Annotated in this window: 19 protein-coding genes; 13 read left to right on the forward strand and 6 right to left on the reverse strand. The window is 72.6% G+C overall.

Translation table 11 applies throughout. The features are described 5' to 3' along the window. The first annotated feature begins 132 nt into the window (after window positions 1–132). From KB893_RS00280 to sigJ, 4 genes are all read left to right on the forward strand, one after another. On the forward strand, window positions 133–2,457 hold the full coding sequence (locus KB893_RS00280) for an FG-GAP-like repeat-containing protein (RefSeq protein ID WP_213173289.1): 2,325 nt from the start codon (window positions 133–135) through the stop codon (window positions 2,455–2,457). 107 nt (window positions 2,458–2,564) lie between these two features. Beyond that, window positions 2,565–3,407, forward strand: coding sequence for a universal stress protein (locus KB893_RS00285; protein ID WP_211927376.1), 843 nt, complete (start codon window positions 2,565–2,567; stop codon window positions 3,405–3,407). Window positions 3,408–3,452: 45 nt separating this feature from the next. After that, window positions 3,453–4,289, forward strand: a complete 837-nt coding sequence (locus tag KB893_RS00290; protein ID WP_211927377.1) for a universal stress protein — start codon at window positions 3,453–3,455, stop codon at window positions 4,287–4,289. A gap of 249 nt (window positions 4,290–4,538) precedes the next feature. Then, a complete protein-coding gene (gene sigJ / locus KB893_RS00295) occupies window positions 4,539–5,444 on the forward strand; it encodes an RNA polymerase sigma factor SigJ (protein WP_211927378.1) in 906 nt (301 codons plus the stop codon). Here the strand turns inward: sigJ and KB893_RS00300 are convergent. The 3 genes from KB893_RS00300 to hutH all read right to left on the reverse strand — a co-directional run bounded on the left by KB893_RS00300 (window position 5,441) and on the right by hutH (window position 11,624). Then, complete coding sequence (locus KB893_RS00300; RefSeq protein WP_213173290.1) at window positions 5,441–7,672, reverse strand: DUF5916 domain-containing protein; 2,232 nt, start codon at window positions 7,670–7,672, stop codon at window positions 5,441–5,443. The genes sigJ and KB893_RS00300 overlap by 4 nt on opposite strands. Window positions 7,673–8,404: 732 nt before the next feature. Then, on the reverse strand, window positions 8,405–10,066 hold the full coding sequence (gene hutU, locus KB893_RS00305) for a urocanate hydratase (protein WP_211926319.1): 1,662 nt from the start codon (window positions 10,064–10,066) through the stop codon (window positions 8,405–8,407). 13 nt (window positions 10,067–10,079) lie between these two features. Next, window positions 10,080–11,624 (reverse strand): histidine ammonia-lyase, encoded by a 1,545-nt coding sequence (gene hutH / locus KB893_RS00310; protein WP_211926320.1) that lies wholly within the window; start codon window positions 11,622–11,624, stop codon window positions 10,080–10,082. A 96-nt stretch (window positions 11,625–11,720) separates the two neighbouring features. Here hutH and KB893_RS00315 point away from each other — a divergent pair, with 96 nt between their 5' ends. Further along, entirely contained in the window at window positions 11,721–13,091 is a 1,371-nt protein-coding gene (locus KB893_RS00315) for a formimidoylglutamate deiminase (RefSeq protein WP_211926321.1), read from the forward strand. A 13-nt stretch (window positions 13,092–13,104) separates the two neighbouring features. Continuing rightward, complete coding sequence (gene hutC, locus KB893_RS00320) at window positions 13,105–13,809, forward strand: histidine utilization transcriptional repressor HutC (protein WP_211926333.1); 705 nt, start codon at window positions 13,105–13,107, stop codon at window positions 13,807–13,809. Between the two features lie 12 nt (window positions 13,810–13,821). Here hutC and KB893_RS00325 read toward each other — a convergent pair whose 3' ends face one another. After that, window positions 13,822–14,265: a hypothetical protein gene (locus tag KB893_RS00325; protein WP_211926322.1), complete on the reverse strand. Its 444-nt coding sequence runs from the start codon at window positions 14,263–14,265 to the stop codon at window positions 13,822–13,824. 179 nt (window positions 14,266–14,444) lie between these two features. Here KB893_RS00325 and motA point away from each other — a divergent pair, with 179 nt between their 5' ends. The 7 genes from motA (at window position 14,445) to KB893_RS00360 (ending at window position 22,017) form a co-directional block, all read left to right on the forward strand. Then, the gene (motA, locus tag KB893_RS00330; RefSeq protein WP_211926323.1) at window positions 14,445–15,311 is read left to right on the forward strand and encodes a flagellar motor stator protein MotA; all 867 of its coding nucleotides are present in this window, start codon (window positions 14,445–14,447) and stop codon (window positions 15,309–15,311) included. Between the two features lies 1 nt (window position 15,312). Next, window positions 15,313–16,350 (forward strand): flagellar motor protein MotB, encoded by a 1,038-nt coding sequence (motB, locus tag KB893_RS00335; RefSeq protein WP_211926324.1) that lies wholly within the window; start codon window positions 15,313–15,315, stop codon window positions 16,348–16,350. A gap of 113 nt (window positions 16,351–16,463) precedes the next feature. Then, window positions 16,464–17,531, forward strand: a complete 1,068-nt coding sequence (locus tag KB893_RS00340; protein WP_211926325.1) for an XdhC family protein — start codon at window positions 16,464–16,466, stop codon at window positions 17,529–17,531. Further along, window positions 17,528–18,151: a nucleotidyltransferase family protein gene (locus KB893_RS00345; RefSeq protein ID WP_211926326.1), complete on the forward strand. Its 624-nt coding sequence runs from the start codon at window positions 17,528–17,530 to the stop codon at window positions 18,149–18,151. The genes KB893_RS00340 and KB893_RS00345 overlap by 4 nt, the downstream gene beginning before the upstream one ends. Further along, window positions 18,129–18,755, forward strand: coding sequence for an aldehyde dehydrogenase iron-sulfur subunit PaoA (gene paoA, locus KB893_RS00350; RefSeq protein ID WP_211926327.1), 627 nt, complete (start codon window positions 18,129–18,131; stop codon window positions 18,753–18,755). The genes KB893_RS00345 and paoA overlap by 23 nt, the downstream gene beginning before the upstream one ends. Further along, the gene (locus KB893_RS00355; protein WP_211926328.1) at window positions 18,752–19,750 is read left to right on the forward strand and encodes an FAD binding domain-containing protein; all 999 of its coding nucleotides are present in this window, start codon (window positions 18,752–18,754) and stop codon (window positions 19,748–19,750) included. Before paoA ends, KB893_RS00355 begins: the two co-directional genes overlap by 4 nt. Then, on the forward strand, window positions 19,747–22,017 hold the full coding sequence (locus tag KB893_RS00360; RefSeq protein ID WP_211926329.1) for a xanthine dehydrogenase family protein molybdopterin-binding subunit: 2,271 nt from the start codon (window positions 19,747–19,749) through the stop codon (window positions 22,015–22,017). Before KB893_RS00355 ends, KB893_RS00360 begins: the two co-directional genes overlap by 4 nt. 90 nt (window positions 22,018–22,107) lie before the next feature. Here KB893_RS00360 and KB893_RS00365 read toward each other — a convergent pair whose 3' ends face one another. Then, entirely contained in the window at window positions 22,108–23,925 is a 1,818-nt protein-coding gene (locus KB893_RS00365) for an ABC transporter transmembrane domain-containing protein (RefSeq protein ID WP_211926330.1), read from the reverse strand. Window positions 23,926–24,019: 94 nt separating this feature from the next. After that, the gene (gene pgm / locus KB893_RS00370; protein WP_211926331.1) at window positions 24,020–25,660 is read right to left on the reverse strand and encodes a phosphoglucomutase (alpha-D-glucose-1,6-bisphosphate-dependent); all 1,641 of its coding nucleotides are present in this window, start codon (window positions 25,658–25,660) and stop codon (window positions 24,020–24,022) included. Window positions 25,661–25,792: the final 132 nt, after the last annotated feature.

Raw genomic sequence — 25,792 nt, forward strand, 5'->3', positions numbered from 1 at the left:
TGGCACAATCGCGCGCCGCCGGCAGCTCAAGGTTCCTGCCGTCGGACCGATACCCCGGGCACTGCTGCCGCTGCGACGCGGTCGGCGGCGCCGCCGGATCGGCCCGGCTCAACCCTCCAGGGACTCAGAACAATGAAGAAGGTCGTCGCGCTCGCAGTTGCGGGCATGGCAGGTGCCGCTTGGTTCGCGCACGGGGGATCCGCCTCTGGTCCCGAACCCACGGCTGCGGGCCCGGCATCGCAGCCTTCCGGGACGGTGGAGCGGGTGCAGGGACGGAGCACGTCGGCATCGCTCATGCCCGTGGCGCCGTCGCGCCTGGATGCCGCAGGCACCGGCATCGCGACGGGCCCGGATCGAGGTGATCTGGTGCGATATGCAGGCCCCACCCGCGAGGAAGGCCCCGTCACGCTACATCCCGTCGCCGTCAGCGAGGCCCACGCCATCGCAGCGACGGTAGGGGGAATCCTGCACTTCATCACTCCGGATGGTCAGCAACTGGCCATCCGCTACGACCGCCGCAGCGAAAGCGCCGACGGCAACTGGAGCTGGATCGGACACGTCGAAAGCATGGATCCGCGCCGCAAGGCCGTCTTCACCTTCGGTCCGACCGCCGTGTTCGGCTCGATACCACGCCCCGACGGATCGACGCTGAAGCTGACCACGCGAGCGGGTGCGACCTACGTGGCGGTGATCGACAGCGCGCGCTTCGACACCCCTGCCTGGGGCGACGACGCAGTCGAGGCCTCGGGCTTCGCCGCACAGGCCGCAGATGCCCTGGCGCTCCGTACGGCGGAGCAGGCCGTCGCCGCAGCGACGGTTGCGGCGACGGCCGCCGAGGCCAAGACCCTCGACCTCGTCGCCGGCTACAGCAAATCGCTCGCCGACGGCCTGGGCGGCAGCGCTGCCGGCGCTACGCGTCTCAGCTTCCTGGTCGAGATGGCCAACCAGGTCCTGGAGAACACCGGCGTCGATGGCCGCATCCGCCTGGTCAAGGCCATCCAGGTGAACTACGCCGACGACCATGCCGTCGACAGGTCGTTCGACGACCTGACCAGCGGCACGCATTCCAGCCTGCGGCCGATCCGCGATGCACGCGAGACCTACGGCGGCGATCTCGTGAGCCTCGTGGTGAAGTTCACGGCCAACAGCGGGATCTGCGGCCTGGGCAACTGGCGGACCACCAATGGCGAACTGAGTGGCGGTGCGTATTCCACCGTCGCGGACGGCTGGGTCTGGGACTCGAACGGTTGGGGAACCGGCTGCAGCGACGACACCCTGGCCCATGAGATCGGGCACAACCTGGGCCTCAACCACAACGCGGACGAAGGGGGCATCTACCCGTACGCCAATGGCTACGAATCGGTGGCCGGGAACTTCCACGACGTCATGAATTACGGACTGGAAGGCACCGATTCGGTGCTCATGTTCACCAACCCGCTGCTGAAGTGCGGCGCGATGAACCTGCCCTGCGGGAACGCGGCCACCGCCGACGCCGCGAGGGCTCTGGCACGGACGATCCCGATCGCCGCCGCGTTCCGTTCAACGAAAGTTGCCATCGGCGGCCTGCAGACCGTTTCCGGACGGGTCAACGAGCAGAACAAGGACGACCTGGTCTTCGCAGACAACGACGCGGCCACGCTCCACGCCTGGTTGATGGTGGGAACCGACCGGCGTGCGCGCCTTGCGGGCGAAAGCGTGAACGGGAGCTGGCGTCTCGTCGGCTCCGGCGACCTGGACGGCGACGGACGCGTCGATCTTCTCTGGCAGTCCGCCAGCGGCGAGCTGTTCGCGGGCAGGACCCGCGGCGGCATCGCCGGTATCGGCTACGCCGGTCTCGGCAAGGCCGGAAGCTGGGAAGGATGGCATGTCGGCGGCGTCGGCGATGTCGATGGCGACGGCAAGGACGACATCCTGTTCGTCAATCCGCTGCGCAAGCGCTACATGACCTGGCTGATGGACGGGACCCGCATCCGCAGGAAGAACGCCAGCGTGGCCTACAACGCGGCCTATACCCTGGTCGCGCACGGCGACTTCAATGGCGACGGCAAGCTCGATGTGCTGTGGCAGCGGCCGAACACGACGCTCCGCATCTGGCTCGGCGACGGCAGGACGCTCTCCGCGAGGAACGGCGAGCTGGGCGAGAAGCCGGCCAGCGGCTACACCGTCGCCGGAGCGGGCGATGTGACGGGCGACGGCAAGGACGACATCCTCGTCGTGAACGCGTCGCGCAACCGTGCCGCGTTCTGGACCGTGAGCGGAATGAAGGTCACCAGGCGCAATGCGAGCGTCGCCACGCTGCCGGGTGCCTCCCTGCTCACCACCGGCGACCTCAGCGGCGACAGGAAGCTCGACCTGGTCTGGAAGACGCCCGCCGGCGACGTCTGGGCCTGGCTGGGCGACGGCAGGGTCCTGAACGCCAGGACCCGGAAGATCGGGAGCATCCACGACCTGGACTGACTGGCGCCGGGTGTCGTCCGTCGCCGTCGCCCTGTTGATCAGGATCAATGCCGCCAGCGCGGGGACCCGGTCCAATGCCTCCACCGCAACCGCGTTGGAGGCTGGAGATGATCAGGGACATCGTCGTTCCGATGACGTCGACCGCGGCGGACAGCGATGCGCTGGACGTCGCGCTCGATCTCGCCACCCACCACCAGGCCCACCTGACGGTGCTGGAGATGCTCAACCTGCCGCTGCCGACGGTCGGGCCCTGGGGTTTCGTGTCCGAGATCTCGCTCGGCAACATCTACGAAAAGCTCCGCGAGCAGGGCCGGCGCAACGCCGAGGCGCTGCGCGAACGGCTGCGCACCTCCACGGTTTCGCACGAGGTGCGGCTGGTCGAGGCGCCGCTGCAGGGCCCGCTGGGCATGGCCGCGCAGTGCGCGCAGTACGGCGACCTCAGCGTGCTGGCCGGTGCCCATGGCGACACGGCCGAGGCGGAGACCACGCGCGCCTACTTCGGCGCACTGCTGCTCGAGTCGGGACGCCCGGTGCTGGTGGTGCCGTCGCGCTGCAAGGTGCCGGTGCCGTCGCGGCGCGCGGTGGTCGGCTGGCGCCCGACGCCGGACGCGACGCGCGCCCTGCACGACGCCCTGCCGCTGCTGCGCACCGCGGCGCAGGTCGACGTGGTGATGGTCGACCCCATGGACGGCGCCGGTGGCGAGGGCGACGAGCCGGGGGCGGAGATCGCCACCCACCTCGCGCGCCATGGGCTGAAGGTGGACGTGGTGAGCTACGCCGCCGGGCATCGCGACGCCAGCGCCGTCCTGCTCGACCACGTCCGCAGGGTCCATGCCGACCTGCTGGTGGTCGGCGGCTACGGTCACTCGAAGCTGCGCGAATGGGCGATGGGCGGGATGACCCGCGAGCTGCTGTTCGGCGCGCACATCCCGGTGCTGTTCTCGCACTGAGCCCGCAGGCCGACGCACGCCGGAGGCGGGGACGGAGGAGTGGCCATGTACAGATCGATCCTGGTGCCGTTGCTGCGGGGCGAGGCCGAGGCCGCGCCCCTGCAGGCCGCATGCGCGCTTACCGCCCAGCTCGGGGCGGAGCTGCGCGTGCTGGTAGGAATGGATGTCGGCCGGGCCCGGGCCTTCGGCTGGGAGTTCATGCCGGCCGGACCCGACGAGGCATCCGACCTGGCGGCCCGCGCCGGCGCCGAGGCGCTGGCCGAGGACGTGCGCCGCCTGCTGGAGGGACATCGGCCGCCCTGCAAGGTCGTGGTCGGCGACGCCCGCTGGGCCTCGCCGGCACGGCAGGCGGTCGAACATGCACAGGTGGCCGACCTCGTGGTCATGGGTCGCCCGCTGCAGCCGACCGCGGGCGAGAGCGCGGCGTTCGGCATGATCCTGCTGGAGTCCGGCCGACCGGTGCTCGTGATTCCCTCCACCGCAAGGACCGACCGCCGCTATGGGACGGTCGTGCTGGCCTGGACGCCGACACGCGAGGCGACGCGTGCGCTGCACGACGCTCTGCCGCTGCTGGCGGTGGCGCGGGCGGTCCACGTGCTCACCCTCGCGGAGGGCGCGGCCGGCACCGCCCGTTTCGCGGATGTCGAGGCGGCGTCCGTGCTGCCGCTGCTCGCACGGCACGGCGTGGCCGCGCGGCACCTGGTGGAGCCCCGGGGCGACCGGGAGGCCGGCGAGGCGATCCTCGAGCATGCGCTGCGCATCGGCGCCGACCTGATCGTCGCTGGCGGCCATGGCCGCTCGCGTCTCGCCGAGCTCGTCTTCGGCGGCGCAACCCGGACGCTGTACCTGCAGGCGCCGATCCCGGTGCTGTTCTCGCATTGACCGGCTCCCCGCGTGGGAGCATCGGCGCCGCAGCTTCCGATGGACTGTCCGGCTTTCGATCCTGTGCGCCCGGTGGATCCGCAGCACGATGGGACCCTGACGCTGCGGACGGATCGCGCACGAAACCACGAGCGCGCGGCTCAGCCCGCACGGATGCTGGGCCGGCCGCCGGGACACCTCGCGCCGGCGGCTGTCACGAAGTACATGTCCGGGACGTCGTCTGGGAAGGCGACCGGCGCGGAGGAGGCGATGAAGCAGGTATCAGGCACCGACGAGCGCCGGCCCGGCCAGCTCCAGGCTTTCGAGGCCGTCCGGCCGCGGCTGCTGGGGCTGGCCTATCGCATCCTGGGCTCGCATGCGGATGCCGAGGATGCGGTGCAGGACACGTTCCTGAAATGGCAGGCGGACGAGCGCGAGGCGGTCGCCAATCCCGCCGCCTGGCTCACCACCGTCTGCACCCGGCATTGCCTGGACATGTTGCGTGCGGGCGACCGCGCGCGGGTGGACTACGTGGGGCCGTGGCTGCCGGAGCCGGTGCAGACCGCGGCGGACGCAGGCGAGGATGTCGCCATGGCCGCGTCCCTGACCACCGCCTTCCTGCTCGCGTTGCAGCGCCTGACCCCGAAGGAGCGGGCGGCCTACCTGCTGTACGAGATCTTCGACATGCCGTATCCGGACGTCGCCCGCACGCTCGGCCTGCAGGAGCCGGCCTGCCGCCAGCTGGTGGCGCGCGCGCGGGGCCACATCGAGCGCGGGAAGGTGCGCCAGGTGACCCCGCCGGACCGGCAGCGGCGCCTGCTCGACGCCTTCGGCGAGGCCGTCGCGACCGGCTCCACGTCCCGCCTGGCGCGGCTGCTCGCCGCGGACGTGCGCCTGTCCGCGGACGGCGGCGGCAAGGTCTCGGCCACGCGCAGGATCATGCGCGGGCCTGCCGAGGTGCTGCGCTTCGTCGAGGCGGGCCTGCACGTGTGGTGGGCGGGGGCGGCGATCGAGGAGGTGGCCCTCAACGGCGGTCGTGGCCTCCTGGTCCGGGATGGCGGCGGCATCACCGCGGCGGTGTCGTTCGGCTACGACGCCGACGGCCGGCTCGGTGACATCTTCGTCATGCGCAATCCGGACAAGCTCGCGCGGCTGGACCCGGCCGCGCTGCACTAGATCTCGAAGCGGTAGCTCAGCTTGACCAGGAGCTGCTCGTCGTCGCGCAGGTCGAAGGCGTCGCCCAGCAGGGCGCCGGTGCCCTGGTCGGCGTAGGGGTCCTCGGCATAGCCGCCGCGGCCGTAGACCACGTACAGGAACGACAGCGGCGCGAGCTCGTAGCGGTAGCGGAGCTGGACGCCGAGGGTGCGCACGCTGAGATCGTCCACCGTCTCGGCGCTCGCCAGCGCCTCGCCGTCGGGCGCGATGCGATAAGCCTGGCGCAGCTCGCCCTCCAGCGCGATCGCCTGCAGCTTGAGCCGCAGCTCCTGGCGCCGGCCGAGGAGCCAGGTGAATCCGGCATCGATATGCGCCTCGCGCGCGTCGTACTCGCCGATCAGGGTGTCGCGCTGCCAGACCAGCCACGACGGCGTGTGCTCCAGATAGCCGCCGAGGTAGACGTTGAGCGCGTCGCTGACGAAGTACAGCGGCGTATAGGCCAGGCTGTAGCCGAGACGGTCGTTGCCGGCGAGGCCGCCGCCGTAGAGTTCGGCCTCCAGCTCGTGCGCCCAGTCGCCCTTGCGCGGCCGGCTGTACTCGACATACGCGCCGAAGCTCGGCGGCAGCCGCACCGGACCGTTGCCGCGGGTGAGCAGGTCGTCGACGCGCGCGCTGTTGACGTTGATCTGCGCGTACTCGCTGCTGCCGTTGCGGAGCTGGCTGTCGCGGCTGATGCGGAACTGGTGGTTGAGGCGTTCGCCGTGGTCGTTGTAGTTGCCGGAGACGCGCCAGCGCCAGTCCTTGGCGGCGTAGCGCGAGTCGGCGGGCAGCTCGGTGAAGCGGCGCTGCACCTGCCAGTGCGCGTAGTTGGTGCTGTTGCGCGCCAGGTAGCCGGCGTCGTTGAGTTCGAGCTCGTCGCCGAAGTGCATGGCGATCCACTGCTGGCGCCAGCCGCGGTCCATCTCGTAGTCGGCCCAGACGGTGGCGCCGGTGTCGCGGGCGGTGGCGCCGTCGTCGCGGATGTCGCTGCCGATGAGGCGCGTGCGCACGTTCCAGCGCGGCGTCGGGCGCCAGTCGTGGTCGATGCCGACGACCGTCGCCTCGCGGTCCAGGAACGGGCGGTCGACGTGCGTCGCCATCAGGCCCAGGTTCTGCGTCGGAAAGTCGCGCACCAGGCGCAGCGCCTGGAAGCTGCGACCGGCTTCGCCGGCCTCCTCGGCACTGAACACGCCGTACTTGGTCGCCCCGAAGCTGCCGTTGAGCTTGAGCGCGGCATCGATGTCGGCCGCGCCGCTGCCGTCGTCGGCCGGGCCGCCGATGCGGCGCGTGTAGAGGAGCTGACTGTAGTCGGAGGGCGTGGTGAATTCGAACAGGCCCTGGTTCTCGGTGAAGAACGGGCGCTTGTCGCTGAAGAAGATCTCGGTGGCATCGAAGTTCACCACCAGGTCGTCGCTCTCGACCTGCCCGAAGTCCGGATTGACCGTGGCGGTGAGCTGGAACTGGCCGTTGGGCTTCCAGAACACGTCGCCGCCGAACTTGGTCTCGCCGCTGCCGTCGACCTTGTCGTACAGCGCCGAGGCGTAGGGCGTGATCGCCAGCAGCGACTGGCTGTACTTGCGCAGCTCGACCGGCGCGAACTCGGAGACGAAGCGCGGGCGCTCGTAGCTCGCCAGCGGCCAGGCCATGCGCTCGCCGGTGGCGCCGACGACGCGGTCCAGGTACAGGCCGAGCGTGCGCAGTTCGCCCTCGGCGCCGCGCATGGGCGCGATGTGCCAGGGCACCAGCATCTCGACCGACCAGCCGTCGGCGTCCTCGGCGACCGCATGCCGCCAGTCGCCGTCCCAGTCGTCGTTGAAGCTCGACTCGTTGCTGATGATCGCGTCGTAGATGTCGTCGGTGGAGCTCACCGTGAAGTTGTAGGCGGTGCGCCCGTCGCCGTCGAAGTCGACCATCAGGTTCACCCGGTCGACCTGCTCGTCGAAGTCGCGCTGCACGCGCTGGCGGGTCCGCGGAACGCTGGCCGGCTGCACGTTGCGGAAGGCGATCGCCAGCCCGTCCGGCGTAGCGAGGATCCAGGCTTCCGTCGGCAGCGAACCCGGCTCGCCGTTGAGCGGCTGGGTCTTGCGGAAGTCGGTGACGTGCCGCGCGCCGGACCATTCGTCGGGATCGATGCGCCCATCGACCTCGATGGCCAGCGCCGGGGCCAGGGGCAGGACGGTCAGGAACGCCAGCAGGCGGACGGTGGACATCGGCGTGGTCCGGGTGGGCCGGTCGATCCGGCTGCGGCACCGTAGCGGCGCCTGCGCGTGCGCCGAACTGCCATCGGTCATTGCAACCCTTCGGCGCCGGGCTGCATCGCGAAGGGCGAAGGGCGAAGGGCGTGGGGCGACGAGCGAGGGGCGATGGCCGGGGCCAGCGCCGAATGCAAGGGCCGCTGTCGCGAGGCGCTCCTCTGTGGGAGGGGCTTCAGCCCCGACCGCGCGGCAGGCTGAGCTGTCGGGGCTGAAGCCCCTCCCACAGAAGTGGACAGCGCGCGGATTCGCACGAGGCCCGGACGTCCGAGCCCGAGCCAAGGGCGAGGATTCGAAGTTCCCGGCTCCAAGCCTCAGCCGTCCGTCGCTGCAGGACAGCTGATCGGAGCTCAAACCGTAGGAGCGGCTTCAGCCGCGACACGTCGATGTGCGAGGACCTTGTTCCGACGCGCTCTCTTGTGGGAGGGGCTTTAGCCCCGACTGCGCGGCAGGCGGAGCTGTCGGGGGCTGAAGCCCCTCCCACAGAAGTGGACAGCGCGCTAACCCGCCCCGGGCTCAGATCCCCGAGCCCAGTCAAGGTTGAGGCTCCGAAGGCCCAGAGTTCAAGGCCCGGGACGCAAGCCCGAGCCTCGAGTCTAACCCGATCTCCGAGCCCCAGGCCCGAAGCCCCCCAACGCCTAACCCGCATCCCGTCGCGGCTGAAGCCGCTCCTACGGCGGGGCGTGGCGGTCAGAGCATCGGCAGGTCGAGGCCCCTTTCGCGGGCGCAGTCGATGGCGATGTCGTAGCCGGCATCGGCGTGGCGCATGACGCCGGTGGCGGGGTCGTTCCACAGGACGCGGGCGATGCGGCGGTCGGCGGCCTCGCTGCCGTCGCAGACGACGACCACGCCGGAATGCTGCGAGTAGCCCATGCCGACGCCGCCACCGTGGTGCAGCGAAACCCAGGTCGCGCCGCCGGCGACGTTGAGCATGGCGTTGAGCAGCGGCCAGTCGGAGACCGCGTCGGAGCCGTCGCGCATCGCCTCCGTCTCGCGGTTGGGCGAGGCGACCGAGCCGGAATCGAGATGGTCGCGGCCGATCACCACCGGCGCCTTGAGCTCGCCCTTGCGCACCATCTCGTTGAAGGCGAGGCCGAGCCGGTCGCGCAGGCCCAGGCCGACCCAGCAGATCCGCGCCGGCAGGCCCTGGAAGGCGATGCGCTCGGCGGCCATGTCCAGCCAGCGGTGCAGGTGCGGATCGTCGGGGATCAGTTCCTTGACCTTGGCATCGGTCTTCGCGATGTCCTCCGGGTCGCCCGACAGCGCCACCCAGCGGAACGGGCCCACGCCGCGGCAGAACAGCGGGCGCACGTAGGCCGGCACGAAGCCGGGGAAGGCGAAGGCGTCGGCGCAGCCGGCGTCGTGGGCCATCTGCCGGATGTTGTTGCCGTAGTCGACCGTCGGCACGCCTTGCGCATGCATCGCCAGCATCGCCTCGACGTGCACGCGCATGGACGCCTTCGCCGCGTCGCGTACGGCATCCGGGTCGGCCGCCTGTTCGCGCTGCCACCGTTCCACGCTCCAGCCGGCGGGCAGGTAGCCGTGCACCGGATCGTGGGCCGAGGTCTGGTCGGTGAGCGCGTCCGGGCGCACCCCGCGGCGCACCAGCTCGGGCAGGATCTCGGCGGCGTTGCCGAGCAGGGCGATCGACCTCGCCTCGCCGGCCTGCGTGCAGCGCGCGATGCGCGCCAGCGCGTCGTCGAGGTCGCTCGCCTGCTCGTCGACGTAGCGCGTCTTCAGGCGCATGTCGATGCGGCTCTGCTGGCATTCGATGGCGAGCATGGATGCGCCGGCCATGACCGCGGCAAGCGGCTGTGCGCCGCCCATGCCGCCGAGGCCGGCGGTGAGGATCCAGCGCCCGCCGAGGTCGCCGCCGTAGTGCTGGCGGCCCATCTCGACGAAGGTTTCGTAGGTGCCCTGCACGATGCCCTGCGAGCCGATGTAGATCCACGAGCCCGCGGTCATCTGCCCGTACATCATCAGGCCCTGGCGGTCGAGCGCGTGGAAGTGCTCCCAGTTGGCCCAGGCCGGCACCAGGTTGGAGTTGGCGATCAGCACGCGCGGGGCGTCGACGTGGGTGCGGAACACGCCCACCGGCTTGCCCGACTGCACCAGCAGGGTCTGGTCGTCGTCCATGCGCGCGAGCGTGGCGACGATGCGGTCGAAGCTCTCCCAGTCTCGCGCGGCGCGGCCGATGCCGCCGTAGACGACCAGGTCCTCGGGCCGCTCGGCGACCTCGGGGTCGAGGTTGTTCATCAGCATGCGCAGCGGCGCCTCGGTCAGCCAGCTCCTTGCGGTGAGGGCGCTGCCGCGCGGGGCGCGGATGCGGCGGGACGGATCGGTGCGGGTCATGCGGCCTCCGGCTTCAGGCGAGTTCGGGATCGACGGCGGGCAGGCCGATGCCGGCCGCGCGCGGCAGTGCGCCGGCACGCACCAGCGCCGCGGCCTGCGCCATGTCGGGGTGGAAGAAGCGGTCGTCGTCGAGGCGCGGCACCGCCTCGCGCAGGCGGTGGCGCACCGCTTCCAGCGCCTCGCTGGAGCGCAGCGGCGCGTGGAAGTCGCAGCCCTGGACCGCGGCGAGCAGCTCGATCGCGACCACGTTGGCCGCGTTCTCGGCCATCGCCAGCAGCCGGCGCGCGCCGTGCGCGGCCATGGACACGTGGTCCTCCTGGTTGGCCGAGGTCGGGATCGAATCGACGCTCGCCGGATGCGCGCGCTGCTTGTTTTCCGAGACCAGCGCGGCGGCGGTGACCTGCGGGATCATGAAGCCCGAGTTGAGGCCCGGGTCCGGGGTCAGGAAGGCGGGCAGGGCGGACATCGCCGGGTCGACCAGCATCGCCGTGCGCCGCTCCGAGATCGAGCCGATCTCGCAGACGGCGAGCGCCAGCATGTCGGCGGCGAAGGCCACCGGCTCGGCGTGGAAGTTGCCGCCGGACAGGGCCTCGCCGCTGTCGGTGAATACCAGCGGGTTGTCGGAGACGCCGTTGGCCTCGGTCGCAAGCGTAGTGGCGGCCTGGCGGATGACGTCGAGCGCCGCGCCCATGACCTGCGGCTGGCAGCGCAGGCAGTAGGGATCCTGCACGCGCACGTCGTCGGTGCGGTGCGATTCGCGGATCGCCGAGCCGGTCATCAGTGCGCGCAGCGCGGCGGCCACCTCGATCTGCCCGGGCTGCCGGCGCAGGGCATGGATGCGCGGGTCGAACGGCGTGTCGGAGCCCTTGGCGGCTTCGGTCGACAGCGCGCCGGTGACCAGCGCGGCCTGGAACACGTCCTCGATCGCGAACAGCCCGGCCAGCGCGCAGGCGGTGGAGAACTGGGTACCGTTGAGCAGGGCCAGGCCCTCCTTGGGCCCGAGCGTGAGCGGTGCCAGCCCGGCGCGCGCCAGCGCCTCGCCCGCGGGCAGGCGCTCGCCGCGGTGGAAGGCCTCGCCGGCGCCGATCAGGGTGCAGGCCAGGTGCGCCAGCGGCGCGAGGTCGCCCGAGGCGCCGACCGAGCCCTGCGCCGGGACCAGCGGCAGCACGTCGTGGGCGAGCAGGGCCTCGAGCAGGCGCAGCGTCTCTGTTGCCACGCCCGAGGCGCCCTGGGCGAGGCTGGTGAGCTTGAGCGCGAGCATCAGCCGCACCACCGGCGCGGGCGTCGGCTCGCCGACGCCGGCGGCGTGCGAGAGCACGATGTTGCGCTGGAGCGCGGCGAGATCCCCGGCGGCGATGCGCACGCTGGCGAGCTTGCCGAAGCCGGTATTGATCCCGTAGACCGGCTCGCCGCGCGCCACGATCGCCTGCACAGTGGCCGCGCTGGCCTCCACCGCGGCATAGGCCGCGGGATCCAGACGGGCGCCGGCGCCGGCGTGGACGGCGCGCCACTGCGCCAGGCGCACCTGGCCGGGGACGAGGGTGAGGGTGTCGCTCATGCGGGCTCCGGGAGCACCGCGCGCGGCGGTGCAGGCGTCGATTGTCTATACAATACTGGGCGCGTCCGGCCCGGCCTGTCCAGCACGAGGAGCCCCATGTCCGATCCCGAGATCCAGCGCTTCCACCTCGAGCGTGCGCTGCTGCCGGAGGGCTGGGCGCGCGACGTGGCGCTGGAGGCGCGCGACGGCAGGATCGTGCGCGTGGAAGCCGGCGCGACAGCGGACGCGCGCGCCGAGCGTCTCGCGATCGCGCTGCCCGGGCTCGGCAACCTGCACAGCCACGCCTTCCAGCGCGGCATGGCCGGCCTGGCCGAGCACGGTGGCGGCCGCGGCGACAGCTTCTGGACCTGGCGCGAGCTGATGTACCGCTTCCTGGCCCGGCTCGACCCGGAGCGCATGCAGGCGATCGCGGCGATGGCCTACGTCGAGATGCTCGAATCCGGCTTCACCCGCGTGGGCGAGTTCCATTACCTGCACCACGACTCCGATGGCCGGCCCTACGCCGACCGCGCCGAAATGGCGGCACGCCTGGCCGCGGCGGCGCAGGACACCGGCATCGGCCTGACCCTGCTGCCGGTGTTCTACGCCCATGCCGGCTTCGGCGGAGCCCCGCCGTCGCCGGCGCAGCGGCGCCTGGTGCACGACGTCGACGGCTTCTCCGCCCTGCTCGAGGCCAGCGCGACGGCGCTGCGGGCGCTGCCGGACGCCGTGCTCGGCCTCGCCCCGCACAGCCTGCGTGCGGTCACGCCGGAGGAACTCGGCGCGCTGCTGCCGCTGGCCGCGGGCCCGGTGCACATCCACATTGCCGAGCAGGTGAAGGAAGTCGAGGACTGCGTGGCATGGTCGGGCCAGCGCCCGGTCGCGTGGCTGCTCGACCACGCCGAGATCGGCCCGCGCTGGTGCCTGGTGCACGCCACCCACATGGACGCCGGCGAGTGTGCGCGGCTGGCGGCGAGCGGCGCGGTCGCCGGGCTGTGCCCGATCACCGAAGCCAACCTCGGCGACGGATTGTTCCCGATGCGCGACTTCGTCGCGGCGGGCGGCCGCTTCGGCGTCGGTTCGGATTCGAACGTGCTGATCGACGCCGCCGAGGAACTGCGCCTGCTCGAGTACGGGCAGCGGCTGGCGGCGCGGGCGCGCAACGTGCTGGTGCCGGACGGCCGCGGATCGAGCGGGCGCTTCCTCTACGCCGGCGCGCTCGCCGGCGGGGCGCAGGCGCTGGGCGCGTCCGCGGGGCTGGCCGTGGGCGCGGCGGCGGACCTGGTCGAACTCGACGCCGCGCATCCCGCGCTCGCCGCGCGCGACGGCGATGCGCTGCTCGACAGCCTGGTGTTCGCCGCGCGTGGCGGGGCGGTGCGCACGGTGTGGCGGCGCGGTCGGCGGGTGGTCGCCGACGGGCGCCATCGCAACCGCGACGCCGTCGCCGCGCGCTTCACCGCGGCCGTCGCCGGGCTGCTGCGGGACTGACGTGGCGACCAGCCTGCACCAGCGCATCCGCGGCGACATCGAGGCGCGCATCCGCAGCGGCGAATGGCCGCCGGGGCACCGGGTGCCGCCCGAGCACGCGCTGATGGCGCGCTACGGCTGCTCCCGCATGACCGTCAACAAGGCGCTGAGCCTGCTCGCCGACGCGGGCGCGGTCGTGCGCAGGCGCGGCGCGGGTTCCTTCGTCGCCACGCCGCATCCGCACATCGAATCGGTGGCCCTGGCGATTCCCGACATCGCCCACGAAGTCGCCTCGCGCGGCTGGCGCTATGGCTTCCGTCTGGTCGCCCGCCGGCTGCGCGCGCCGCGCCGGCGCGACGCGCAGGAGCTCGAACTGGCGGGCGCGGGCAGGCTGCTCGCGCTGCAGGGCCTGCACCTGGCCGACGGCCGCCCGATCGCGCTGGAGGACCGGCTGGTCGCGGTGGCCGCGGTGCCGGAGGCGGCGACGGCGACCTTCGACAGCGAGCCGCCCGGAAGCTGGCTGCTGCAGCGGGTGCCGTGGACGCGCGCCGAGCACCGCATCAGCGCGGCCAGCGCGGACGCGGACGCGGCCGCGCTGCTCGAGGTCGAACCGGGCACCGCCTGCCTGGTGCTCGAGCGCGGCACCTGGCGCGGCGAGCAGGCGGTCACCCGCGTGCGGCAGCGCTTCCGCGGCGATGCCTGGGACCTGGTGGCGCGCTTCGAGCCCGGGCTGCGCTGAGCGATCGCCGGATCAGCGCCGCGCGAAGCGCAGCACCAGCCACAGCGTGAGGGCGAGCAGGTTCACGCCCAGGTGCACCGTCGACGGGCCGGCCAGCGCGAAGCGCCAGCCTGCGGAGGGGATCGCCCAGTCGAGATCGGCGCTGACTGAACGGCCGAAGGCGATGCTCAGCGGAACGGTGGCGCCGACATGCCAGGCGTAGCTGAGCCAGGGGGTGCCGATCAGCGGGATCTGCAGCGCCTGGACGATGCGCGACAGGCGTGCGCCCTGGGCCTGGTTCTCCATCAGCATGACCCCTGCCACCAGCGCCAGCGCCGACAGCACCAGGCCGACGACCAGCAGCAGCGCGCCGCTGCCGCCGAAGCCACCCAGCAGCAGCCGCTTGCAGGCGGTGGCGAGGCCGTAGAAGCCGCCTGCGATCTCGAGGATCGCGACGAGCCGGAACAGGATGGACATGCGCGGGCGCCAAAGGAAAGGTCGGCGATTGTGGCCACCCGGCGCGGGCCGCTCAAGGCGGGCCGGGCGATCCCGCTCCGCCCATGCAGGCGCGGCGTGAAAACGGTGTCGCGGCGCTAAACCTCCGGCGGACTCCGGCCGATAACCCAGGCGACCCCTTCCGCAGCGGCGCCAGCTCCATGCTCCTCATCATCGGTTTCGTCGTCGTGATCGCCAGCGTCCTCGGCGGCTACGTCATGTCCCACGGCCACCTCGCCGCGCTGTGGCAGCCCTACGAGCTGGTCATCATCGGCGGCGCCGCGCTCGGTGCCTTCATCGCGGCCAATCCGATGAAGACGGTCAAGGCCGTGCTTTCGAGCATTCCGCACCTGCTCAAGGGCGCCAAGTACAAGCGCGAGGACTTCGTCGACATCCTGTCGATGGTCTACGACGTGCTTTCCAAGATGCGCAAGGAGGGCCTGATCGCGGTCGAGGCCGACATCGAGAAGCCCGATTCCAGCCCGCTGTTCGCCAAGTACCCCAAGGTGCAGGCGGACACCCACCTGATGGAATTCACCACCGACTGCCTGCGCCTGATCGTGGCCGGCAGCATGAATCCGCACGAGCTCGAGCAGCTGCTCGACATCGAGCTGGAAACCCACCAGAAGGAGGCCGCCGAGCCGGCGCACGCGGTGCAGACGCTGTCCGACGGCCTGCCCGGCTTCGGCATCGTCGCCGCGGTGCTGGGCATCGTCATCACCATGGGCTCGCTCGACGGCGGCGACACCGCGGCGATCGGCGCGCACGTCGGCGCGGCGCTGGTCGGCACCTTCCTCGGCATCCTCCTGGCCTACGGCTTCGCCAGTCCGCTGGCCGCGGCGATGGCCCACCACGCGCACGAGGAGGGCAAGGCCTTCGAGATCGTGAAGATGGCCTTCGTCTGCAGCGTGCGCGGCTATCCGCCGACGATCTCGGTGGAGTTCGCGCGCAAGCTGCTGTTCTCCGACGTGCGCCCGTCGTTCGCCGACCTCGAGACCCACCTGCGCGGCCAGCGCAAGGCGGCCTGAGGTGGAGGCCGAACCCACCATCGTCATCCGCCGGGTCAAGAAGGTCGCCGGCGGACACCACGGCGGCGCCTGGAAAGTGGCCTACGCGGACTTCGTGACCGCGATGATGGCCTTCTTCATGGTGATGTGGCTGCTGGGCGCGGCGACCAAGGAGCAGAAGGCGGCGATCTCGGAGTACTTCCGCAATCCGAGCCCCATCCAGGGCCAGAGCCTGGTGCCGGCGGCCGGCTCGATCGGCGACGGCGGCGCCGCCAACGACGTCATCCGCACCAGCGGCGCGATGGACCTGCCGTCGGGCATGGGCCCCGACATCGGCGCCAAGGCCATCGACGGCGCCGATGCGAAGCGCCTGGCGCAGGCGGCCGAGAAGGCGAGGATGGAGGACCTCAAGCAGGAGATCGAGGCGGCGATCGCGGCCAGCCAGGCGATGGCGCCATTCAAGGACCAGCTGCTGCTCGACATCACCCCGGAAGGCCTGCGCATCCAGATCATCGACAAGCTCAACCGGCCGATGTTCGACTCCGGCAGCGCCAACCTGAAGCCCTACGCCTCGGCGATCCTGAACGACCTGGTCGAGTCGCTGGACGCGGTGCCGAACCGTGTCAGCCTGTCCGGGCACACCGATGCCACGCCCTACCAGGGCAGCCAGGACGGCTACACCAACTGGGAGCTCTCGGCCGACCGCGCCAATGCCGCGCGGCGTGCGCTGCGCGGCGGCGGGATGCCGGACGAGAAGATGGCGCGCGTGGTCGGACTGGGCTCGTCGGTACTGTTCGACAAGGTCGACCCGCGCAGCCCGACCAACCGCCGGATCAGCATCATCGTGATGAACAGCCTGGCCGAAGAGGCCGCGGCCGACGGTGCCTTCGGCATCGCCGCGGATGCGCCGCCGGCGGTGGGGGAGGAGGCAGGCGTCGTGCCCGGGCTCGCGCCCGCCGATGATGCGCCGACGCCGGCTCCCGTCGCCGCGGACGCAGTGCCGGGCCCGGTCGCGGGCGCCGCGGTCATTGGCGCCGCGGCCGCTCCCGGAACACACTGACGCAGCGCCGGGCGCCGCTGGACGGGTCCGTCACGGCGCCGGGGGGAGCATGACGCGGTAAGGTCGTCGCGCAGGCGCGACGCGCCGTCCGTTCCCCCGGAGTTCCAGACCCGATGCCCCCAGAAGAGGCGCTGCAGGCGCCGACCGTCGCGTTGCCGCGAGCGACCGCCGAGGTCCCCGCCGCCTGGCCGCAGTGGCCGGTCGGCGCGCTCGTCGACGACGTGCGTCCCCATCTGTTCGACGCCCTGCGCGACGGCGAGTCCTGCGCGGTCGCGACCCTCGTCCATGCCAGCGGCCCGACGCCGCGCCCGGTCGGCGCGCAGATGCTGATCCGCGCCGACGGCCGCAGCTTCGGCGCGGTGTCCGGCGGCTGCGTCGAGGCCGCGGTCGCCGCGCTGGCGCGGCCGACGCTCGAAAGCGGCGCCGCGCAGCGGCTGGTGTTCGGCCGCGGCAGTCCCTTCGTCGACATCCAGCTCGCCTGCGGTTCCCGGATCGAGGTGGACCTGCGCCGGGTCGGCCCCGAGGATGCCGACATGCGCCTGCTGTCGGATGCCACGCGCACTCGCCGGCCGGCGATCTGGGGCGTGGCCGACGACGGCGTGTCGCGGTTCTGCCTCGTGGATCCGGCGGTTTCGGTGCTCGATGCCGGCGCCGGTGCCGACGAGGACGAGAGCCGGGGCGACGCCGCCGGCGTCGGCTGGTGCGTCCCGTTCGTGCCGGCCACGCGCCTGGTCCTGGTCGGCGGCGATGCGGTCGCCCTGGCCCTGGCCGGGCTCGCCCGGAGCAGCGGCTACGAGGTGCTCCTGATCCGGCCCAACGGGCCGGAGGCGCCGCCGCCGGACCTGGACATCGGCTATGCGCGCGACACCGCGGACTCCGCGCTGTCGCGGCACCCGCCGGACGCATGGACGGCGGTGGTGGTCTGTACCCACGACCTCTCGCTGGACGAGCCGGTCCTGGTCGACGCCCTGCGCTCGGACGCCTTCTACGTCGGCGCGCTCGGCAGCCGCAGCCGCCGCGACGAGCGCGTCGCACGGCTGGAGGCGGCGGGGGTCGAGGCCCACGACATCGTGCGCCTGCACGCGCCGGTGGGCCTGCCGATCGGCGCGGCGACGCCGATGGAGATCGCGCTGTCGATCCTGGCCGACGTCGTGCGGGTGTCGCGGGAACGGGCGGGATGAACGCGCTGCGCGGCACCGCGGCGGTGGTCCTCGCAGCGGGGCTGTCGCGGCGCATGGACGGACGCAAGCTGCTGCTGTCCGCCGACGGCAGCAGCCTGCTGGAGCAGGCCATGCGCCCGCTGCGCGACCTCGGGCTCGACCAGGTCGTGCTGGTCACCAGCGAGGCGGCGGGCACCAGCGATCTCGACCTGCCGTGTCCACACCTGCAGCGCATCGCCAATCCCACGCCCGAGGCGGGCCTGGCCGGATCGCTGCGCCGTGGCCTGGACGCGCTGCGCGAGGACATCGACCAGGCCTTCGTGGTCCTCGCCGACATGCCCAGCGTGCAGGAGGAGACCTACCGCCGCCTGCGCGAGGCTTACGAGGCCGACCGCGAGGAGAGGATCGCCGCGATCCCGGTGCACGCCGGCGCGCCGGGCAATCCGGTGCTGCTCGGGCGCAGCGCCATCGGCATGGCGAGGCGCCTCGACGGCGACGCCGGCCTGCGCAGTGTGCTGCGCGACGCCGGGCACCACGTGCTGCGGGTCGAGGTCGACGACCCGGGCATCCACGTCGACATCGACACGCCCGAGGACCTCGAGCGCTGGCGCGGCACACATGGAGCACACGGCGGCGGGTAGAGCATCGCTGGCGTCGCCCCCTCAGGTGCAAGCCATGTCCACCGCCAGCTCCGATGCGCGGACGGACGCCGCCAGCGCGTCCCTCCACCAGCGCCGCATCCGCCTCAACGTCAACGGCAGCGAGCACGCGCTCGACCTCGACACCCGCACCTCGCTGCTCGACGCCCTGCGCGAGCACCTGCGCCTGACCGGGAGCAAGAAGGGCTGCGACCACGGCCAGTGCGGCGCCTGCACGGTGCTGATCGACGGCCGCCGCATCAACGCCTGCCTGACCCTGGCGGTGATGCACGAGGGCGACGCCATCACCACCATCGAGGGCCTGGGCGAACCGGAGGCGCTGCATCCGATGCAGGCGGCGTTCGTGAAGCACGACGGCTTCCAGTGCGGCTACTGCACGCCCGGGCAGATCTGCTCGGCGGTCGGGATGCTCGACGAGGTCCGCGCCGGCTGGCCGAGCCATGCCAGCGCCGATGTCGCGACGCGGCCGCAGCTCAGCGACGACGAGATCCGCGAGCGCATGAGCGGCAACCTCTGCCGCTGCGCGGCCTACACCAACATCCTCGGCGCGATCCGCGAGGTGGCGGACGGGGAGGGCGTGCGATGAGGCCGTTCTCCTACGACCGCGCCGCGGACGCGCGCGGCGCGGTGGCCGCGCTGCAGGCGCATCCCGGCGGGCGCTTCATCGCCGGCGGCACCAACCTGCTCGACCTGATGAAGCTGCAGATCGAGACGCCGCCGCACCTGGTCGACATCAGCCGCCTGCCGCTGGACCGCATCGAGGACGGCGAGGACGGCGGCCTGCGCATCGGCGCGCAGGTGCGCAACAGCGACCTCGCCGCCGACATGCGCGTGCGCCAGCGCTGGCCGCTGCTGGCGGAGGCCCTGCTGGCCGGTGCGTCTGGGCAGCTGCGCAACAAGGCCTCGACCGGCGGCAACCTGCTGCAGCGCACGCGCTGCTACTACTTCTACGACGTCGCCGCGCCCTGCAACAAGCGCGAGCCGGGCAGCGGCTGCGGCGCGATCGGCGGCGTCAACCGCATCCACGCCATCCTCGGTGCGAGCGCGCATTGCATCGCCACCCATCCTTCCGACATGGCGGTGGCGCTGAACGCGCTGGATGCGCAGATCGAGACCCTGCGCCCCGACGGTGGCGGCCGCCGCATCGCCATCGACGAGCTGCACCGCCTGCCGGGCGACACGCCCCACCGCGAGACCGTGCTCGAGGAGGGCGAACTGATCGTGGCCGTGCACCTGCCCGCGCCGCCGGGCCCGCGCCAGCGCTACCGCAAGGTGCGCGACCGCGCCTCCTATGCCTTCGCCCTGGTGTCGGTCGCGGTGGCGCTGGACCTGGACGGGGACACCGTGCGCGACGCCCGCATCGCGCTCGGTGGCGTCGCGCACAAGCCGTGGCGCGCGCACCGCGCGGAGAAGGCGATCGTCGGCCGGCCCGCGAGCCACGACGCCTTCCTGGCCGCGGCCGAGGCCGAGCTCGAGCCTGCGCGCGGGCAGGGCGGGAACGACTTCAAGATCCCGCTGGCGCGGCGCACGCTGGCACGCACGCTCGCCGATGCCGCCGGCATCGAGGCGGGTGCGGCATGAACGCGCGGCTTCGCGAGGTGACGCCCGGGCTGGCCGGCGATGCGCAGATTGGCCGCGCCCTCGATCGCGTCGACGGGCCGCTCAAGGTCGCCGGTCGCGCGCCCTACGCCTACGAGTTCGCCGGGAGCGGCGAGACCGCCTACGGCTACGTCGTCGGCGCCACCGTCGCCCGTGGCCGCATCCGCCGCATCGATACTTCCGCGGCGGAGCGCGCGCCGGGCGTGGTCCTGGTCCTGACCCACGAGAACGCGCCCGAGCTGGCGCCGTTCGGCCCGCGCGTGGCCAAGAGCCGCCTGAGCCGGCCGCGCCCCTACCTGCAGGGCACCCAGGTGCGGCACTGGGGCGACCCGGTCGCCTTCGTGGTCGCCGAGAGCTTCGAGCAGGCGCGGGCGGCCGCGTTCCTGGTGCGGGTCGAGTACGAGGTGGAGAAGGCCGACCTGGACACCCGGGTCGAGCCGCATCGCGACGAGGGCTTCGAGGGCGGTGGCCTGCCCGATTCGGAGATCGGCGACCTCGACGCCGCCTGCGCCGCGGCCGCGCACGTGGTCGACGTCACCTACACCACGCCCTACCAGCACCACAACGCGATGGAGCCGCACGCGACGCTCGCGGCCTGGGACGGCGAACGCCTCACCCTCCACGTCGCCCACCAGATGCTGGCCGAGGGCCGCACCAGCGTGGCCGACACCCTGCGCATGTCGAAGGAGCAGGTGCGCATCGTCGCCCGCTACATCGGCGGCGGCTTCGGCGGCAAGCTCACCACCGAGTGCGACGCCATCCTGTCGGCCGTCGCGGCACGCCGGCTCGGGCGTCCGGTCAAGACCGCGCTGAGCCGGCAGCAGACCTTCCACAACTGCACCCATCGCAACGAGTCGGTGCAGCGCCTGCGCCTGGCCGCCGACGCGGACGGGCGCCTCACCGGCATCGGCCACACCAGCTGGCAGCAGACCGCCTGGTTCGACGACCACATCGAGCCGACCGTCACCTGCACGCGCGCGCTCTACGCCGCGGCGAACCGCAGCACGCGCCTGCGGCTGGTGCGGCTGGACCTGCCGATGTCGGATTCGATGCGCGCGCCGGGCGAGGCGATCGGCATGCTGACGCTCGAGTGCGCGATGGACGAGCTCGCCGAGAAGCTGGGCATGGATCCGCTCGAACTGCGCCGGCGCAACGACACCGACGTGCACCCGGAGAAGGGCAAGCCCTTCAGCAGCCGGCATCTGGTGGAATGCCTGGACGAGGGCGCGCGCCGCTTCGGCTGGGACCAGCGCCCGCGCACGCCGGCCTCGCGTCGCGAGGGACGCAGCCTGATCGGCTACGGCATGGCGTCCGCGATCCGTCCGAACATGCTGATGGCCTCCAGCGCCAGCGTGCACCTGGACGCCGGTGGGCGGCTGGTCGCGCGCCAGGCGATGACCGACATCGGCACCGGCACCTACACGATCCTGACCCAGATCGCCGCCGACGCGCTGGGGCTGGATCCGGCCGCGGTGCGGATCGAGATGGGCGACACCGACTTCCCCAAGGCCTCGGGCTCCGGCGGCTCGGTCGGCGCGGCCAGCGCGGGCAACGCGCTGCACCGCGCCTGCCTCGACGTGCGCCGGCAGCTGCTCGATCTGGCGGCGGGCGATGCGCATTCGGCCCTGTTCGGGGTCGACGCCGGCGCGCGCAGTTCCGCACGTTTCGCCGGCGGCTGGATCGAAGCCGCCGGCAGGCGCGAGGAGCTGGTCCGCCTGCTCGCGCGGCAGGCGGCGGCGGGCGTCGACGGACAGGGCCGGATCGAGCCCGGCGACGTGTCCCAGGACTACGACCAGCAGACCTTCGGCGCGCACTTCGCCGAAGTGGCGGTCGATGCCGATACCGGCGAGATCCGGTTGCGGCGCATGCTCGGCGTGTTCGCGGCCGGGCGCATCCTCAATCCCAAGACCGCGCGCTCGCAGGCGCTGGGCGGGCTGGTGTGGGGCATCGGCTCGGCGCTGACCGAGGAGACCTTCGTCGACGCGCGCAGCGGCGCCTACGTCAACCGCGACCTCGCCGAATACCACATCCCGGTGCATGCCGACGCGCCCGAGGTGGAGGCGATCTTCCTCGAGGAGCACGACGACATCGTCAACGCGCTCGGCGCCAAGGGCATCGGCGAACTCGGCATCTGCGGCGCCGGCGCGGCGGTGGCCAACGCCGTCTACAACGCCAGCGGCGTGCGCATCCGCGAGTTCCCGCTGACGCTCGACAAGGTGCTGGCGGGCTGGGCGGCGCAGGGACGCTGACAGGCGGGCTGCGCCTGCCGCATCGCGATCGACCCCGGCCAGGGGGAGGGAGCGGAAGCGCAGGCGCGGATCGCTCCCTTCCGCACGGCCTCAGGTCGAGAACTGCAGGCGGGCGAGGTCGGCGTAGAGGCCGCCGGCGGCGACGAGTTCCTCGTGCCGGCCCTGGGCGACGATGCGGCCGCGGTCCATCACCACGATCCGGTCGGCGCGCTTGACCGTCGCCAGGCGGTGCGCGATGACGAGGGTGGTGCGGCCCTGCATCAGGCCGTCGAGGGCCTGCTGGACCAGGCGCTCGCTCTGCGCGTCGAGGGCGCTGGTGGCCTCGTCGAGCAGCAGCACCGGCGCATCGCGCAGGATCGCCCTCGCGATCGCCAGGCGCTGCTGCTGGCCGCCGGACAGGCGCACGCCGCGTTCGCCGAGCGAGGTCGCATAGCCTTCCGGCATGGCCTGGATGAACTCCTCCGCGGCGGCGGCACGGGCGGCGGCGTGCATGTCGGCGTCGCTGGCGTCGGTCCGACCGAAGCGCAGGTTCTCGGCGGCGGAGGCGCCGAACAGGATCGGGTCCTGCGGCACCAGCGCGAACGCGCCGCGCAACTCGGGCAGGGCGAGCGCGCGCAGGTCGATGCCGTCGAGGGTGACGCGGCCGCCGGCCGGGTCGTGGAAGCGCAGCAGGAGCTGGAATACCGTCGACTTGCCGGCGCCCGACGGTCCCACCAGGGCCACCGTCTCGCCGGGGCGGACCGCCAGGTCGAAGTCGGCCAAGGCCGGCGTGTCCGGCCGCGTGGGGTAGAAGAAGCGCACGTCCTCGAACGCCAGCGCACCGCGCACCGGCCGCGGCAGCGGCTCCGGCGCGGCCGGCGAACGGATCGCCGGCTGCGCGTCCATCAGCTCGCCGATGCGCCCGAGCGCACCGGCGGTGCGCAGGATCTCGCCCCACACCTCCGACAGCCCGCCCACCGATCCGGCCGCGATCACCGCGTACAGCACGAACTGGCCGAGCACGCCGGCGTCCATGCTGCCGTCGAGCACCTTGTGCGCGCCGGCCCACAGCACCAGCGTGATCGCGCCGAACGACAGCAGGATCACGATGGCGGTCAGCACCGCGGTCATGCGGATGCGGCGCAGCGCGGTGCGCAGCGAATCGCGCACCGCACCGAGATAGCGGGCGCTTTCCCGCTCCTCGCGCGAATAGGCCTGCACCGTGTGGATGGCGCCGAGCGACTCCGAGGCCACGGCGGTGGCGTCGGCGACGCGGTCCTGGCTCTCGCGCGACAGCCGCTCCACGCGGCGGCCCATGATCACGATCGGCAGGATCACCGCCGGGATCACCAGCGCGGTCAGGCCCGCCAGCGCGGGGCTGGTCACCAGCAGCATCACGCCGGAGCCGATCAGGGTCACGCCCGAGCGCAGCGCCAGCGACAGGGTCGAGCCGACCATGCTCTGCACGCGTTCGGTGTCGGCCGACAGCCGCGAGACCAGCTCGCCCGAGCGGGTGCCTTCGTAGAAGGCCTGGTCGAGATGCAGCAGGTGGTCGTAGAGGTCGGTGCGCACGTCGGCGGCGACGCGCTCGCCGAGCAGGGTCACGCAGAAGTAGCGCGCCGCGCCGGCGAAGGCGAGCAGGCAGGCGACCGCGAACAGCGCGACGAAGCCCGCGTTGAGCAGGGCAGGGTCGGTCTGGCCGAAGCCGCGGTCGATCATGAAGCGCGCCGCCACCGGCAGCCCCAGCGTCGCCGCCGAGGACAGCGCCAGGAACGCCAGCCAGCCCGCGATCAGGGCGCGGTGCCGGCGCGCGTAGGGCAGCAGCCGGCGGTAGGCGGAGACGCGGCCCTTGGGCGCGTCGGTGTCGGGACGGCGGCGTCGGCCGCGGCGCGGCGCTTCGGCGCGCGCCTCGGATGCAGTGTCGGTCACGCGAGGATCCGCGCAGGAACGGGACGCGGAGGGTGGGGGCGGCGCCGGAGCGATGCAAGCGCCGGCGCCCGTGGCGGGCGCCGGCGATGCCGGCTCAGGCCGCGCCGATCGCGGCGCCGACGATGGCCCTGGCTTCCTCCTGGATCCGCGCCAGGTGCGCGGCGTCGCGGAAGCTCTCGGCGTAGATCTTGTAGATGTCCTCGGTGCCCGAGGGCCGCGCGGCGAACCAGCCGTGGGCGCTCGACACCTTGATCCCGCCCAGCGCCGCGTCGTTGCCCGGCGCATGGGTCAGTACCGACTCGATGGTGTCGCCGGCCAGCTCGCCCGCGGTGACGGCGTCGCTGGACAGCTTCCCGATCGCGGCACGCTCGGCCGCCGAGGCCGGCGCGTCGATGCGTGCATAGTGCGCGCGGCCGAGGCACTCCTCGATGCCGGCATAGACCTCGCCGGGATCGCGGCCGCGGCGCGCGGTGATCTCCGCCGCCAGCAGGCCCAGCGCGATGCCGTCCTTGTCGGTCGTCCACACGCCGCCGTCGCGGCGCAGCAGGGTCGCGCCGGCGCTCTCCTCGCCGGCGAAGCCGAGGCTGCCGTCCAGCAGGCCGCCGACGAACCACTTGAAGCCCGCCGGCACCTCCACCACGCCGCGGCCGAGGTCGGCGGCGACGCGGTCGATCATCGCGCTCGACACCGCGGTCTTGCCGATGCCGACCGCCTCGCGCCACTGCCCGCGCTCGCGGAACAGGTAGTCGACGCACACGGCGAGGAAGTGGTTGGAGGGCAGGAGGCCCACGCTCGGAGCGACGATGCCGTGGCGGTCGTGGTCGGTGTCGCAGCCAAAGGCGACGTCGAAGCGGTCGCGCAGCTCGAGCAGCTGCGCCATGGCGTGCCTGGACGAGGGGTCCATCCGGATCTTGCCGTCCCAGTCCAGCGGCATGAAGCGGAAGGTGCCGTCGACGGTGGCATCGGTCACCGTCAGGTCGAGTCCGTAGCGTTCGGCGATGCGCGGCCAGTAGTCGATGCCGGCGCCGCCGAGCGGGTCGACGCCGAGCTTCAGGCCGGCGCCGCGGATTGCGTCCATGTCGATCAGCGCGCCCAGGTCCTCGACGTAGGCGCCGAGGACGTCGTGCCGCACCAGGCCCGCCTGCGCGCGCTCCCAGGGCGTGCGCCGGACCTCGCGCAACCCTTGGGCGATCAGGGCGTTGGCGCGCGCCTGGATCGCCTTGGTCGCTTCGGCTTCGGCCGGGCCGCCGGTGGTCGGGTCGTACTTGAAGCCGCCGTCGGCGGGCGGATTGTGCGAGGGCGTGATCACGATGCCGTCGGCGAGGCCGCCGCGGCGGCCGCGGTTGTGCACCAGGATGGCGTGCGAGACCGCGGGCGTCGGCGTGTAGGCGCTGCCGCCGTCCACGCGGACCTCGACCTCGTTGGCGACCAGCACCTCGACCGCGCTGCGCAGCGCCGGCCCGGAGAGGGCGTGGGTGTCGCGGCCGATGTAGAGCGGCCCGTCGATCCCCTGCTGGCGCCGGTAGTCGCACACCGCCTGGGTCACCGCGAGGATGTGCGCCTCGTTGAAGCTCGCGCGCAGCGACGAGCCGCGGTGCCCGGAGGTGCCGAAGGCGATCTGCTGCTCGGCGCGCGCGGCATCGGGAGTGACCGCGTAGTACGCCTTCTCCAGCTCGTCGAGATCGACCAGGTCGGAAGCCTGCGGCAGCTGGCCGGCGCGGGGATGGATGCTCATGGTTCGGTGCGTTCCGGGTGGGGCAAAGCGCCCGAGGGTAGCCGCGGATGTGTTAAGGCCGTGCACGGTCCTGCGTCTGGCGCCGACGCTGCCGCCTCGTGTCATACTCGTCCGGTTACGCCGGGGCAGCCC

The organism is Coralloluteibacterium stylophorae (assembly GCF_018122625.2).
Lineage (GTDB): Bacteria > Pseudomonadota > Gammaproteobacteria > Xanthomonadales > Xanthomonadaceae > Coralloluteibacterium > Coralloluteibacterium stylophorae.